15 protein-coding genes are annotated in these 14182 nt (G+C 66.9%); 9 read left to right on the top strand and 6 right to left on the bottom strand.

Features of this window, described 5'->3' with window-relative positions:
• Nucleotides 1-9 precede the first annotated feature (9 nt).
• From OH705_RS18535 to OH705_RS18525, 3 genes are all read left to right on the top strand, one after another.
• A complete protein-coding gene (locus tag OH705_RS18535; RefSeq protein ID WP_038706089.1) occupies nt 10-1122 on the top strand; it encodes a succinylglutamate desuccinylase/aspartoacylase family protein in 1113 nt (370 codons plus the stop codon).
• A 19-nt stretch (nt 1123-1141) separates the two neighbouring features.
• Entirely contained in the window at nt 1142-1906 is a 765-nt protein-coding gene (locus OH705_RS18530; protein ID WP_102685258.1) for an ABC transporter ATP-binding protein, read from the top strand.
• A gap of 66 nt (nt 1907-1972) precedes the next feature.
• The gene (locus OH705_RS18525; RefSeq protein WP_094012165.1) at nt 1973-2878 is read left to right on the top strand and encodes a MurR/RpiR family transcriptional regulator; all 906 of its coding nucleotides are present in this window, start codon (nt 1973-1975) and stop codon (nt 2876-2878) included.
• Nucleotides 2879-2882: 4 nt separating this feature from the next.
• Here OH705_RS18525 and arfB read toward each other — a convergent pair whose 3' ends face one another.
• Nucleotides 2883-3296, bottom strand: a complete 414-nt coding sequence (gene arfB / locus OH705_RS18520) for an alternative ribosome rescue aminoacyl-tRNA hydrolase ArfB (protein ID WP_023631427.1) — start codon at nt 3294-3296, stop codon at nt 2883-2885.
• Nucleotides 3297-3342: 46 nt separating this feature from the next.
• Entirely contained in the window at nt 3343-4569 is a 1227-nt protein-coding gene (locus OH705_RS18515; protein WP_038706086.1) for an NADH:flavin oxidoreductase/NADH oxidase family protein, read from the bottom strand.
• Between the two features lie 204 nt (nt 4570-4773).
• On the opposite strand from OH705_RS18515, the gene OH705_RS18510 reads away from it, so the two are divergent.
• Nucleotides 4774-5718 carry an acetoacetate decarboxylase (ADC) gene (locus OH705_RS18510; RefSeq protein ID WP_267302737.1) on the top strand — a complete coding sequence of 315 codons (945 nt, stop codon included), beginning with the start codon at nt 4774-4776 and terminating at the stop codon, nt 5716-5718.
• A 32-nt stretch (nt 5719-5750) separates the two neighbouring features.
• Here the strand turns inward: OH705_RS18510 and OH705_RS18505 are convergent, their stop codons facing one another.
• Nucleotides 5751-6191 carry a MerR family transcriptional regulator gene (locus tag OH705_RS18505; protein ID WP_094012164.1) on the bottom strand — a complete coding sequence of 147 codons (441 nt, stop codon included), beginning with the start codon at nt 6189-6191 and terminating at the stop codon, nt 5751-5753.
• Between the two features lie 130 nt (nt 6192-6321).
• Here OH705_RS18505 and OH705_RS18500 point away from each other — a divergent pair, with 130 nt between their 5' ends.
• Nucleotides 6322-7152, top strand: a complete 831-nt coding sequence (locus tag OH705_RS18500; RefSeq protein ID WP_023631430.1) for an alpha/beta fold hydrolase — start codon at nt 6322-6324, stop codon at nt 7150-7152.
• A 16-nt stretch (nt 7153-7168) separates the two neighbouring features.
• Here the strand turns inward: OH705_RS18500 and OH705_RS18495 are convergent, their stop codons facing one another.
• Entirely contained in the window at nt 7169-7318 is a 150-nt protein-coding gene (locus OH705_RS18495; protein ID WP_181425880.1) for a hypothetical protein, read from the bottom strand.
• A gap of 9 nt (nt 7319-7327) precedes the next feature.
• Entirely contained in the window at nt 7328-7561 is a 234-nt protein-coding gene (locus OH705_RS18490; protein WP_104443911.1) for a PLD nuclease N-terminal domain-containing protein, read from the bottom strand.
• Nucleotides 7562-7744: 183 nt separating this feature from the next.
• Between OH705_RS18490 and OH705_RS18485 the strand changes: the two genes are divergently transcribed.
• Nucleotides 7745-8248 (top strand): CinA family protein, encoded by a 504-nt coding sequence (locus tag OH705_RS18485; RefSeq protein ID WP_104443912.1) that lies wholly within the window; start codon nt 7745-7747, stop codon nt 8246-8248.
• A 34-nt stretch (nt 8249-8282) separates the two neighbouring features.
• Here the strand turns inward: OH705_RS18485 and OH705_RS18480 are convergent, their stop codons facing one another.
• Nucleotides 8283-8747, bottom strand: coding sequence for a hemerythrin domain-containing protein (locus OH705_RS18480; RefSeq protein ID WP_104443913.1), 465 nt, complete (start codon nt 8745-8747; stop codon nt 8283-8285).
• 173 nt (nt 8748-8920) lie between these two features.
• Here OH705_RS18480 and OH705_RS18475 point away from each other — a divergent pair, with 173 nt between their 5' ends.
• From OH705_RS18475 to OH705_RS18465, 3 genes are read left to right on the top strand one after another with little or no spacing between them, the layout of a single operon-like run.
• Nucleotides 8921-9934 (top strand): ligase-associated DNA damage response exonuclease, encoded by a 1014-nt coding sequence (locus tag OH705_RS18475; protein WP_267302717.1) that lies wholly within the window; start codon nt 8921-8923, stop codon nt 9932-9934.
• Nucleotides 9931-11586 (top strand): ATP-dependent DNA ligase, encoded by a 1656-nt coding sequence (locus OH705_RS18470; RefSeq protein ID WP_094012159.1) that lies wholly within the window; start codon nt 9931-9933, stop codon nt 11584-11586. The genes OH705_RS18475 and OH705_RS18470 overlap by 4 nt, the downstream gene beginning before the upstream one ends.
• Entirely contained in the window at nt 11586-14180 is a 2595-nt protein-coding gene (locus tag OH705_RS18465; protein WP_267302716.1) for a ligase-associated DNA damage response DEXH box helicase, read from the top strand. The genes OH705_RS18470 and OH705_RS18465 overlap by 1 nt, the downstream gene beginning before the upstream one ends.
• Nucleotides 14181-14182 lie beyond the last annotated feature (2 nt).

The following is a 14182-nucleotide window of genomic DNA, read 5'->3' as shown; positions in this document are numbered from 1 at the left end:
GGAGCTTTCATGCAGCACATTGACCATACCCTGCCCTGGAGCGCCTGCGGCACCGAGCGTTCGCTGCGCGTGCTGCGCTTTGGCAGCGGCCCGCGCAAGGCCTATATCCAGGCTTCGCTGCACGCCGATGAACTGCCCGGGATGCGCGTGGCCATCGAACTCAAGCGCCGGTTGCTGGAGCTCGAGGCCCACGGCCGTCTGGACGCGGTGATCGAACTGGTGCCCCTGGCCAACCCGATCGGTATCGGCCAGATGTTCCAGGCCACCCACCAGGGCCGCTTCGAGTTCAACAGCGGCAAGAATTTCAATCGCGCTTTTCCGGCGCTGACCGAAGCGCTGGCCGCGCACTTGGAAGGCCGCCTGGGCAGTGATGGCCAGGCCAACGTCACGATAATCCGCCAGGCCATGCTCGAACTCATTGAGGAACTGCCCGCGCCACACTCGGAGCTCGATGGCCTGCGCCGCCTGCTGCTGCGCCATGCCTGCGATGCCGACCTGGTGCTGGACCTGCACTGCGATTTCGAGTCGGTGATGCTGCTGTACGCCATGCCGCAGCACTGGGCGCAGTTGCGTCCGTTGGCGGCCCGCCTCGGCGCGCAAGCGGCGCTGCTGGCCGAAGGCGCCGGTGGCGATGCCTTCGACGAAGCCTGCGCCGCGCCCTGGCTGCACCTGCGCGAGTACTTCCCCGAGGCCGAGATCCCCCTGGCCTGCGTGGCGACCACCATCGAGTTGCGCGGCATGGCCGACACCGAACGCGAGCAATGCCAGGCCAGCGCCGAGCAGATCCTCGGCTACCTCGCCGACCAGGGGATGATCCGCGGCCCGTGGCCGGCCGCTCCGGAAAACTGCTGCCAACCCACGCCCTTCGCCGGCGCGCAATACGCCTACGCCGAGCACCCGGGCGTGGTCAGCTACCTGCAGCCACTGGGCGCGCAGGTGCGCGTGGGCGATCCGCTGTTCGAAGTGCTCGACCCGCTCAGCGACCGCCACAGCGTGGTCAGGGCCACCACCGACGGCATCCTCTACGCCCGTGAACGCCTGCGCTTCGCCCAGCCCGGCCTGTGGCTCGCCAAGGTCGCCGGCAACACCTCCATCCGCCAAGGTCGCCTGCTCAGCGACTGAACCCTGCGAGTACCGTCTGATGAACAAACTGCATATCCACGAGTTGCACAAAAGCTACGGCAACCACCAGGTACTCAAGGGCGTTTCGTTGCAGGCCGATGCCGGCGACGTGATCAGCATCATCGGCTCCAGCGGGTCGGGCAAGAGCACCTTCCTGCGCTGCATCAACCTGCTCGAGCAACCCAACGCAGGGCAGATCCTGGTCAACGGCGAACAGCTCAAGCTGCGCGAGTGTCCCCGCGGCGGGCTGCGGGCGGCGGACCCACGCCAGTTGCAGCGCCTGCGGGCGCGGCTGAGTATGGTCTTCCAGCACTTCAACCTGTGGGCGCACATGAGCGCCCTGGACAACGTCATGGAAGCCCCGGTGCACGTGCTCGGCATGAACCGCAAGGAGGCCCGCGAGAAGGCCGAGCACTACCTGGCCAAGGTCGGCGTCAGCCATCGCCGCGACGCCTACCCGGCGCACATGTCCGGAGGCGAGCAGCAGCGCGTGGCGATTGCCCGGGCCCTGGCCATGGAGCCCGAGGTGATGCTGTTCGACGAACCGACTTCGGCGCTCGATCCGGAACTGGTCGGCGATGTGCTCAAGGTCATGCAGGACCTTGCCCAGGAGGGCCGGACCATGGTCGTGGTCACTCACGAGATGGGCTTTGCCCGCGAGGTGTCCAACCAGCTGCTGTTCCTCCATCAGGGCCTGGCCGAGGAACGCGGCGACCCGCGCGAGGTGCTGGCGCGGCCGCAGTCCGAGCGCCTTCGCCAGTTCCTCGCTGGCAGCCTGAAGTAACCCCGAGGCGCTCCGCGGAGCGCCTTCGGATACACTACCGGCAATTCACAGGGAGCTTCGCGCCGGATGTCGAGCCATACCAAGAACACCACCGTCTACGCCGCGCCGGTCATGCGCAAGCTGTCGGAGAGCCTGGCCGAACTGCCACCGTCGTTGCGCAAGGTCGCCGAGTACATCCTGCGCCACCCGCTGAAGGCCGCGACGCTGACCATCGAGGACATGGCCCAGGCCACCGCGACCTCGCCGGCGGCGGTCAATCGCCTGGCCAAGGCCCTGGACCTGGGCGGTTACAGCGGCATGAAGGCCGAGCTGGTGAGCACCCTGCAACAGATGGTCTCGCCGGTGGACAAGCTGCGTAACGAACTTGCCCTGCGCCCAGCCGGCGACTTTGGCCTGCACGAACAGATCCAGTGCGCCAGCAGCAACCTGGCGACCACCGCCAGCAACAACCAGGCCGACACCTTCGAGGCGTTCGTCGGCTGCCTGCTCGAAGCGCGCAAGGTCTATGTGCTGGGCTTCGGCAACAGCGTCTACCTGGCCGGGCTGGCCGCCTCGACCCTGGTGCCGTTCTGCAGGGACACCTGTGCCATCAGCATGGAAGGTGGCAACGAGAATGCCGCCTACCGCCTGGCGGCGATCACCGAGCAGGACGTGCTGCTGGCCATCGCCCTGCCCCGCTATTCGCAAGACACCCTGCAGCTGTCGCGGTTCGCCCAGGAACGCAACGCCACGGTACTGGCGATCACCGACTCACCCGCCTCGCCGCTGGCGCCCATGGCCCACCATGTGTTGTACGCACCCGCCGATCATCCGGTGCTGACCAGCTCCAACATGGCGGTGCTCGCATTGATCGAAGGGCTGGTGGCCGGGGTCATGGCACGCAACAAGGAGGCGGTGAAACTGGCCACGGAGCTGACCGAAAGCGTGATGTCCTACCTGCACGTGCCAAGCGGCAAGACGCTGAAACCGTAGTCGCCTAGAAGTCCACCTTGCCGCGCCCTGCCTTGATCGAACCGCGCCTGGATTTCGTGTCGAGACGCCGGGTCTTCGAACCCAGGGTCGGCTTGGTCGGCCGGCGCTTCTTCTCGACCTTGGCGGCGCCGATGATCAGCTCGGCCAGGCGCGCCAGGGCGTCCGCGCGGTTCTGTTCCTGGGTGCGGTACTGCTGGGCCTTGATGATCAGCACGCCGTCGGCGGTGATGCGGCTGTCACGTAATGCCAGCAGCCGCTCCTTGTAGAATGCCGGCAGTGACGATGCCTGGATGTCGAAGCGCAAGTGCACGGCGCTGGAGACCTTGTTGACGTTCTGGCCACCGGCGCCCTGCGCGCGAATGTAGCTCAGCTCGATCTCGGCATCCGGCAGATGAACGTTGTTGGAGATGGTCAGCATGGTGTGCCTCTTGTGATTGCCCGGCCATTATCACATCTCCTTGCCTTTACTGCCGCGCCATGTGCCGCCGGTACTGCCTGGCACGGGCGGCGTCACTCAATTGCTGGCGCAGCAGCGCCCACCAGGGCGCCACCTGGGGATCGGGCGCCTTGGCTTCGCTCAGCCTGCGCAGCTGGAACTTGACCATGGCCATGTTGCCCAGCGAGGCCAGCGCCTTGTTCTTCCAGGTGATCGGGCGCAGTTCCGGCACCGCCTCCTCCCCCGCCTGCCAGTCACGGGGCAAGGCCGGCGCAATGGCCAGCGCGGTCCCGATACCGACCATGTCGACGCCGCTGTGCACCACCTGCTCGGCGACTGGTCGGCGGCGGATGCCGCCAGTGACCATTACCGGCATCTTCGCCACCGTGCGGATGTCCCGGGCAAATTCAAGGAAGTACGCCTCCCGCGCCAGCGTGCGGCCATCCCGGGCCTGGCCCTGCATCGCCGGGGCTTCGTAGCTGCCACCGGACAGCTCCACCAGGTCGACCGCCAGCTCATTGAGCAGGACCACCACCTGCCGCGCATCGTCTGCGCTGAAGCCGCCACGCTGGAAGTCCGCCGAGTTGAGCTTGACGGCCACCGCGAAGCCGGGTGACACCACTGCACGCACCGCCTTGACCACCTCCAGCAGCAGTCGCGCACGATTTTCCAAAGTGCCGCCCCACTGGTCGGTGCGCTGGTTGCTCAGGGGCGAAAGGAACTGGCTGATCAGGTAGCCATGGGCCGCGTGGATTTCCACCCCACTGAAGCCCGCCTGCTCCCCCAGCCGCGCGGTGTTGGCGAAGCGGCGGATCACATCCTCGATCACTTCGTGGGTCATCGCCCGCGGCGTGGAAAAATGCCTGGACATACTGCCCAGGTCCAGCGCCACGGCCGACGGGCCCCAGGTTTCCTGGCCCAGACTCGCGGGCATCTGCCGGCCGGGGTGGTTGATCTGCAACCAGAACTGCGCGCCCTTCGAGCGGCCGATGGCGGCCCACTGGCGAAAACGCTCCAGGTGCCGGTCATCTTCCAGCACCACACCACCGGGGCCGGTCATGGCGCGGTTGTCGACCATCACGTTGCCGCTGATGAGCAGGCCGGCGCCACCCTGCGCCCATGCCTCGTACAAGCGCATCAGTCGGTCGGAGGGCGCATGGTTGGCGTCGGCCATGTTTTCTTCCATGGCAGCCTTGGCGATGCGGTTGGGGATGACCGCGCCATTGGGCAGGGTCAGGGGGGAGAACACGTCCATCGGCGTTACCTCAACAAAGTTCGTGCCGCAGACGTTAGCTTTAAAGTCAACTTTAAGGTCAAGCCCTGAACCGGCCAAAAAATCGGCATTGACTCTCAAGTTGGGTTGAACGTTAGGGTGATTACGCAGCCCCGACATCATCCACCCTGGAGATACCGCACCGTGAACCTCGGAACCGCCACCGCCCTGGCCGGCGCCCTGCTTATGCCCGTCACCCACGCCGCCAACGGCCTTCCTGAGCATGCCGGCACCACGCAGATTGACATCGCCGGGCACCCGGTGCCGGTGCTCAAGGGCGGGCTGTACGACCGCTACCGCTCCAACCCGCCGCTGGCGGTGATCCAGGCCGAGGCGCCGGACATTGACCTGAGCTGGTTCAAGAGCCTGGAGAAAACCCGGGTCGACATGGGGTTCGAGTCGTACTCGCCAAACTTCTACTACCGCAACAGCCGTGTCACCGCCGTCTACACCGCCGATCTCGAACGCCTGCGGGCGCTGATGCCCGCCGCCGTGCTGGAGCGGGTGCAGCCCCTGCAGGTCTGGCCTGGGCGCGGCCTGGTGGCGTTCACTGCCTACACCTACGACTACTGCGACAACGACAGCTACAACGAGGTTGCCGTGTCGATCATTACCAACGAACCCGGCAAGGCGAACCTCGGGCCCTTCTCTCTGGTCGGCCAGTCGATGGCCAAGGATTTCTGGGGCTATGTGCTCAAGTTGCCGGTCAACACCGAGCTGGCACGGGTGCGCGGCGTGGTGGGCTACAATCTGCCCAAGTGGCTGACCGGGATCGACCGGCGCGAGGACGCCCAGGCGGTGACCTACGATATCGTCGATGCGAGGTCCGGCAAGGTGGACGTGGTGTTCAGGGCCAGGAAGCTCGACGGGCTGTCCCACGAGCCAGGCCTTGTGACCAACAGCTTCACCAACCTCGATCACCAGGGCCGCCTGGCCTTCGGCTACGCCACCTCGCGGCAGGTCAGCCATGCCTCGAGCATGCAGGCTGATTCAGCGGAACTGGTACTGGGTGATGGCGAGCTGTCGCGCTATATCCATGAGCTGCAGCTGGGACGGATGCTCAAGTATGAGTATGTGCCCGAGTTCCAGAGCGCGCTGTATGCGCCCAAACCATTGGCGGCGCTTGATTGAAACGACGCAGGCACCCTGTGGCAGCGGCGCTGCTACAGGTCCGCTCCCCGCCGCGCCTTTTCCTGGACCATTTCCTCACGCAGCCGCTCCAGCACCCGCTGCGAGTTGTCCACGCACTGCATGCCTTCGGGCTTGCTCTCGATGCCCTCGATCACCAGCAGCAGCTGCGCCTTGTTGCGTGCCAGACGCTCCTGCAGGCGCTCGATCTCCTCAACCTTGCGCCTGAGCCCGCCCAGCAGTTCATCGTGCTGCCAGCCCTTGGCCTTGGCCGGCAGCAAGCGGCGGATCTCCTCCAGCGAAAACCCGGCAGCCTGGGCGTTGGTGATCATCTCCAGCACCCATACGGCATCGGCATCGTAGTCGCGGTAGCCATTGGCCTTGCGCTCGACCGAGCTGATCAGCCCACTGGCCTCGTAGAAGCGGATACGCGACGGGGCCAGGCCCGTGAGCTTGGCCAGCTCTCCTATTCTCATGCAGCACCTTTGCAATTGCATTGACCTTGAAGTGCACTTTAATCCTAGAGTTGTCCGGTGGCCAGTGAACCCTCAATGGCCCGCCTTCGCCGCAAAGCTCGTTCCACACCCTAGAATCAGGAGACGCGAAATGGCATACGTCACAACCCCGGAAGGACTCGAGATCTTCTACAAGGACTGGGGCCCCCGGGACGCCCAGGTGATCTTCTTCCATCACGGCTGGCCGCTCAGCGCCGACGACTGGGACGCGCAACTGCTGTTCTTCGTCGCCGAAGGCTACCGCGTGGTCGCCCATGACCGCCGTGGCCATGGCCGTTCGAGCCAGGTCTGGGACGGCCACGACATGGACCACTACGCCGACGACGTGGCGGCGGTGGTCAAGCACCTGGGGGTCGAGGGGGCGTTCCATGTCGGGCACTCCACTGGCGGTGGCGAGGTGATCCACTACATGGCTCGCCATCCCGAGGACAAGGTGCCCAAGGCCGCCATCATCGCCGCCGTGCCGCCGTTGATGGTCCAGACCGACAGCAACCCCGGCGGGCTGCCCAAATCGGTGTTCGACGACCTCCAGGCCCAGCTCAAGGTCAACCGCGCGCAGTTCTACCAAGATATCCCGGCGGGGCCGTTCTACGGCTACAACCGTCCCGGTGCCAAGGCGGACCAGGGGGTGATCCTCAACTGGTGGCGCCAGGGCATGATGGGCGGCGCCCAGGCGCACTACGACGGCATCGTCGCGTTCTCCCAGACCGACTTCACCGAGTCGCTGAAAAAGGTAACGGTGCCGGTGCTGGTGATGCATGGCGACGATGACCAGATCGTGCCCTACGACAATTCGGGGCCACTGTCGGCCAAGTTGCTGGCCAAAGGCACCCTGAAGACCTACAAGGGCTACCCCCATGGCATGCCCACCACCCACGCTGACGTGATCAACCAAGACCTGCTCGCCTTCTTCCGTAGCTGACAGGCCGGGCCGGCGCTCAGCCCTGGCGCCGGCCCTTGCCGCGCGCGGTCTTCTGCGCCGTCGAGTCATGCCGGGTGCCGGTGGAGCCGTCTGGCCGATGGGCGTCGTTGTCGCGCTCGGCTTCGCCCGCAGATTCGCGCGGGCGACGATCCTCCTGCTGTTTCATGCGTTTCTCCTAACCTTTGCTGTGTTCGGGTGAAGTCGGTCCGGTGCCACGCTTGATGCCTCGCGGACCGGCGACACCCCAGATGGCCAGCCCGACCACGGGGAACACCACCAGCAGCAGCGACCACAAGACCTTCACGCCATCGGACTTGTCGCTGCGAAACACGCTGATGATCGCCCACAGGTCGACCAGCAGGAGGATCGCCACCAAGGCAATCCAGAAATACGTCACGGGGTCACTCATGATCGATCCTCTTCCTGACGCCGATCCGGAGATGGACACGGCGGCCTTGAACAGAGGAATTCCCGGGCGCCGACAAAGTTCAGCGCGGATCCCGCGCCGTAGATGGACGGGCGCCGCGCAGTGGCGCTGAACCAAACCGCAGGCGTAGGCGTCCATCACTCAACAGCTCAGTGAGTCATGCCGATGCGACAAGACCCGGTGCACGCCGCCCTCGCCTATCTCAAGCAGAATCACCTTCTACTGACCACCGCCGAATCCTGCACCGCAGGCGCCATGGTGGCGTTACTGGCCGGGGTGCCCGGCACCGGGGAGGTACTGGAGAGCGGCTACGTGGTCTACTCTGCGCACGCCAAGCAGCGGCTGCTCGGGGTCGACCCGCAGACCATCGAACGATTCGGCTTGACCAGCGAGGCGGTGGCCTGGGAAATGGCCCGCGGCGCACTGCGCGACAGCCAGGCCAGTGTCGCCATCGCCACCACCGGGGTTGCCGGCCCCTCCCCCGAATCCGGTATATCCCCAGGCACCCTGTGTTTTGCCTGGGCCTTTGCCGGCGAACCGATGGCCGTGTTCACCTGCACCCAACGCTTCTTTGGCGAGCGCCCCGACGTGATGCGCCAAGGCGCGCTGCATGGCCTGGCGCGACTGGCGCATTACCACCAACGCTGGCTGCGCGGCGAGCGCGCTTGAGGACCTTCTGCAATGACCTCGCCCGGCACACGAGTCAGGCTGCGGAATGCCCGGCTCCGAGCAGTTTCTTGTGCGCCTGCATGGCCTGCCCCATCTCATCCAGCGCCTGTTTGCCGAGCAGTTTTCTTGCGGTCGGGAACAGCTCGCTCTCTTCTTCCTCGATATGGTGCTCGAGCAACTCCTTCATCACCTTGACCCGTCCGGCGAACTCGACCGTGTCGGTTGCAGTGCCGAGCAGGTCGGGCAGGACCAACGCGTCCACCGTGCGGTGTTCCTCCTTGGCCTCGTGGTACATTTTCTCCTCCTCCCGGCCACCGGCCTGCTTGATGGCCGGGTAGAGGATGCGCTCCTCGAGCTCGGTATGGACCTTCAACTCCTGCTCGATGCGCGCAAGCAGCTCACCACGCGTCTTCACCGCGCGCTCGGTGGTGGCCGACAGCTCGTCGAGCAGCTTTTTCACGGTCTTGTGGTCTTGTACCAGCAATTCGATTGCATTCATGGCGGGCCTCGTCGGTTATGAATTCAGCATTGCCTCCAGTGGAGCCACGCTTTGACGCGGTGTTCGACGGCGACGATGAACGGTTACGAAGCGGCAAAGTGACTGCAACGAACAATGAACCTGCCACGCCTTGCCAGGCTCTGAGCTGTTAACCCCCTCGGCCAAGGTGAGCCATGGAGCTGATCGTCGCGCGCCCCGAAGGGCTTTATTGCCCACCCGGTGATTTCTACATCGACCCCTGGCGGCCGGTCGACCGGGCGGTGATCACCCACGCCCACGGCGACCATGCCCGGCGCGGCAATCGCCACTACCTCGCCGCGACGCCCGGCGCCGGGATACTGCGCGCCCGCCTGGGCGAGGACATCGACCTGCAGACCCTGCCCTACGGCACGCCGCTGGAGCACCACGGCGTAACCCTGAGCTTTCACCCCGCCGGCCATGTGCTCGGCTCGGCCCAGGTACGCCTGGCATACCGCGGCGAGGTGTGGGTCGCCTCCGGCGACTACAAGGTCGGGCCGGACGGCACCTGCGAAGCCTTCGAACCGGTGCGCTGCCACACCTTCATCAGCGAATCGACCTTCGGCCTGCCGATCTACCGTTGGCAAGACCAGGCCTGCATTTTCGCCGACATCGACGCCTGGTGGCGCGCCAATGCCGCCGCCGGGCGTCCAAGCGTGCTGTTCGCCTATGCCTTCGGCAAGGCCCAGCGGATTCTCCATGGCATAGATGCCAGCATCGGCCCGGTGCTGGTGCACGGCGCGGTGGAGCCGCTGAACCAGGTCTACCGTGCCGCCGGTGTGCGCCTGCCGGAAACCCTGCCCGCCACGGCGACCAGCAAGGGCGACCCATTGCTGCGCCAGGCGCTGGTCCTCGCCCCGCCCTCGGCGGGGGGCAGCACCTGGATGCGCCGCTTCGGCGACTACAGTGACGCCTTCGCCAGCGGCTGGATGCTGCTGCGTGGGGCGCGGCGTCGGCGCGGCGTCGATCGCGGCTTCGTGCTCTCCGACCACGCCGACTGGCCCGGCCTGCTCTGGGCCATCGAGCAGAGCGGCGCCGAGCGGGTGATGGTCACTCACGGCCAGGTCAACGTGCTGGTTCGCTACCTGACCGAACGCGGCCTGGATGCCCGAGCCTTCCAGACCGAGTACGGCGAGGAAGACGACAGCCTGGAGCCGACCAACCGATGAGAGCCTTCGCCGAACTCTACGCCCGGCTCGATGCCACCACCTCGAGCAATGCCAAGCTTGCCGCGCTGCAGGACTACCTGGCCGACGCACCACCAGCCGATGCCGCCTGGGCGGTGTACTTCCTCGCTGGCGGGCGCCCTCGCCAAGTAGTGCCGACCCGTGTGCTGCGCGACCTCGCGATCCGCCTGTGCGGCCTGCCCGAGTGGTTGTTCGAGGAGAGCTACCAGGCCGTCGGCGATTTCGCCGAAACCCTTTCGCTGTTGCTGCCAGAGTCGACCCAGGTCGCGGATGAAAGTTTGCAGTGGTGGCTGGAGCAACTGCTGCCGTTGCGCGGCCTGCCCCCCGAGGAACTGGCGCCGCGTTTGCAGGCGCTGTGGACGCGGCTCGACCGGCAAAGCCTGATGGTCAGCCTCAAGCTGCTCACCGGTGGTTTTCGCGTCGGCGTCTCGAAGCTGCTGGTGACCCGCGCCCTGGCCGCGTTGGCCGGGGTCGACGCCAAGCGCGTGGCGCAGCGCATGGTCGGCTACACCGACCTTGCGCACCAGCCGACGCCCCAGCGCTACCTGGCGTTGATCGCCCAGGAGTCGGCCGAGGAACATGCCCAGCGCGGCGGCCAGCCCTACCCGTTCTTCCTGGCGCACCCGCTGCAGGAGCCGCTCGAGCGCTTCGACGCGGTGCTCGGCCCGCCCCAGCAGTGGCTGGTGGAATGGAAGTGGGACGGCATCCGCGCCCAGCTGGTGAAACGCGATGGGCGTGCCTGGCTGTGGTCGCGGGGGGAGGAGCTGATCACCGAGCGCTTTCCCGAGCTTGCGCAACTCGCCGCCGCGCTGCCCGACGGCACCGTGCTCGATGGCGAGCTGGTGATCTGGAAGGCGCCACCCGACAGCGACGAACAGGCATTTGGCGTCCAGCCGTTCGCCCTGCTGCAGCAACGCATCGGCCGCAAGACCTTGGGCAAGAAGCTGCTGGACGAGTTGCCGGCGGCGCTGCTGGCCTACGACCTGCTGGAGTGGCAAGGCGAAGACTGGCGCAGCCGCAGCCAGGACCAGCGTCGGGCACAGCTCGAGGCGCTGGTCGGTAGCATAGGCGATGCTCGCCTGCGCCTGTCGCCGCGCGTGACCGGCGACGACTGGCAGGCGCTCGCCCGCCAGCGCGAGGCCTCGCGCCAGCTGGGTGTCGAGGGCATGATGCTCAAGCGCCGTGACTCGCTGTACGGCGTGGGCCGTACCCGTGACCTGGGGCTGTGGTGGAAATGGAAGATCGACCCGTTCAGCATCGATGCGGTGCTGATCTATGCCCAGCGCGGCCATGGCCGGCGTGCCAGCCTGTACAGCGACTACACCTTCGCGGTATGGGACGATAGTGCCCCCGGCGAGCGGGTGCTGGTGCCCTTCGCCAAGGCCTACTCCGGCCTCACCGACGAAGAGATGCGCAAGGTCGACGCCATCGTGCGCAGGACCACGGTGGACAAGTTCGGCCCGGTACGCAGCGTCACGCCGACCCTGGTGTTCGAACTGGGCTTCGAAGGCATCGCCCTGTCCAAGCGCCACAAGAGCGGCATCGCGGTGCGTTTCCCACGCATGCTGCGCTGGCGCACCGACAAGACCATCGAGCAGGCCGACACGCTGGCCACCTTGCAGGGGCTGCTTTGATGGTCAAGCGCCGCCAGCCCTCCAGCCGCTGGTTCGCCGAGCGCGGCTGGAAGCCGTTCAGCTTCCAGAAGGCCGTCTGGCAAGCCGTGGCCGACGGCGAATCGGGGCTGCTGCACGCCGCCACCGGCGCCGGCAAGACCTATGCCGTGTGGTTCGCCGCGCTGGATCGTTTTGCCGGGCAGTGTGCCTCCCTGCCCACGTCAGCAGGTCGCGGCAAGCCTGCAATGGCGCCGCTGACCGTGCTGTGGATCACCCCCATGCGTGCCCTGGCCACCGATACGGCCAGGGCGCTGCAGGCCCCCCTGGATGACCTGGGGATCGCCTGGAGCATCGGCCTGCGCACTGGTGACACCGGCAGCGCCGAACGCGCCCGACAGGCACGGCGCCTGCCCAGCGCCCTGGTCACCACACCGGAAAGCCTGACCCTGCTGCTGACCCAGGCCAATGCGCGCGAGGCGTTCGCCGGCCTGCGCATGCTGGTGGTGGACGAATGGCACGAGTTGCTCGGCAACAAACGGGGCGTGCAGTTGCAACTGGCCCTCGCCCGCCTGCGCTCTTGGCAGCCGTCGCTTATGGTCTGGGCGCTTTCGGCCACGCTGGGCAACCTGGAACATGCCCGGCAAGTACTGATGCCGGCAGGCCGCCTGGTGCAGGGGCATGACGCCAAGGACCTGCGCATCGACACCTTGCTGCCGGCCGCCATCGAACGCTTCCCCTGGGCCGGGCACCTTGGGCTGCGCATGCTCGGTCAGGTCGTCGAACAGCTAGAGGGCAGTGCCACCACGCTGGTATTCACCAATACCCGCTCGCAGGCGGAAACCTGGTACCAGGCATTGTTGCAGGCGCGCCCCGACTGGGCCGGGCTGCTGGCACTGCACCATGGCTCGCTGTCACGCGAGGTGCGCGACTGGGTGGAGCTGGCCTTGAAGAAAGGCCAGCTGAAGGCAGTGGTGTGCACTTCAAGCCTGGACCTTGGCGTGGACTTCCTGCCCGTGGAGCGTGTACTGCAGGTCGGTTCGGCCAAGGGGGTGGCGCGCCTGATGCAGCGCGCCGGGCGCTCCGGCCACGCCCCGGGCCGGCCCTCGCGCGCCACGCTGGTACCGACCCACAGCCTTGAGCTGCTGGAGGCGGCGGCGGCACGCAGGGCGGTGGCGCAAGGCAAGGTCGAGGCGCGCCAGGCCCCCGAGCGGCCACTGGATGTGCTGGTCCAGCACCTGGTGAGCATGGCCCTCGGCGATGGCTTTGATGCCCAGGACATGCTCGCCGAAGTGCGCAGCGCCTGGTCGTACCGCGACCTGAGCGAGACGCAATGGGCATGGGCTCTGGCGTTCATCCGCCACGGCGGTCTCTCGCTCACGGCCTACCCCGATTTCCGCCGCGCCGAGCCGGACGCCGAAGGCCGCTGGCGGGTGCCCGACGCACGCCTGGCACGCCGTCACCGCATGAGCATCGGCACCCTGGTCAGCGATGCCAGCCTGACCGTGAAGTTCTGGGCCCGCGGCGGCAGCGGATCGCTGGGCAGCGTCGAGGAAGGCTTCATCGCCCGCCTGCGCCCGGGCGACCACTTCCTGTTCGCTGGCCGCACGCTTGAGCTGGTGGAAGTGCGCGACATGACCGTCTACGTGCGCCGCGCCAGCGACCGCAAGGCCGCGATCCCGCGCTGGAACGGCGGGCGCATGCCGCTCTCGGGCGAACTGGCCGAAGCGATGCTGGCCGAGCTGGACGCGGCGGACCAAGGGATGTACCAAGGCCCGGAAATGCGCCTGCTGCGCCCGTTGCTGGAGGTGCAGAAAGCCTGGTCGGCGCTGCCCGGCAAAAACGTCCTACTGGCCGAGACCCTGAAGTCCCGCGAGGGCTGGCACCTGTTTCTCTATCCATTCGCCGGGCGCTCGGTGCACTTGGGCCTGGCCAGCTTGCTGGCCTGGCGCCTGGCCCGGGATACGCCGCTGAGTTTCTCCATCGCGGTCAACGACTACGGCCTGGAACTGCTGTGCGCCAGCGCCATCGACTACGCCGGTGCCCTGACCCCGGCGCTGTTCGACAGCCAAGACCTGCTGCCCGAGGTACTGGCCAGCCTCAATGCCGGCGAGTTGGCGCGCCGGCGCTTTCGCGAGATCGCCCGGATCGCCGGGCTGGTGTTCACCGGCTACCCCGGTGCGCCGAAGAGCACGCGCCAGTTGCAGGCTTCCAGCGGGCTGTACTTCGATGTGTTCAGGCAGCACGACCCGGACAACCTGCTGCTGACCCAGGCCCGCCAGGAGGTGCTGAGCCAGGAACTGGATGTGCAACGCCTGCGCCAGACCCTGCAGCGCTTGCAGCCTCTGCCGCTGCAACTGCGGAGCATCAGGCGCGCCACACCGTTCGCCTTTCCGCTGATGGTCGAGCGCTTTCGCGAGAGCCTCAGCTCGGAAAAACTCGCCGACCGGATCCGGCGCATGGTCAGCGACCTGGAGCAGGCCGCAGGTGCCGGGGCCCAGGAGCCTGCGCCGCTGACCACGCTGATGGTCGAGGATGACACGCGTGAACCTGGCCGCGCGCGCAAGGCCAGGCGCAGCAAGGACGGCCGGCCACGCCCGGCCAGGCAGCGGTCCTGAGG

This window comes from Pseudomonas sp. BJa3 (assembly GCF_026343815.1).
Lineage (GTDB): Bacteria > Pseudomonadota > Gammaproteobacteria > Pseudomonadales > Pseudomonadaceae > Aquipseudomonas > Aquipseudomonas soli.
Note: the sequence above shows the minus strand (reverse complement) of the source record. Positions and strands in the feature narration are given on the sequence as shown.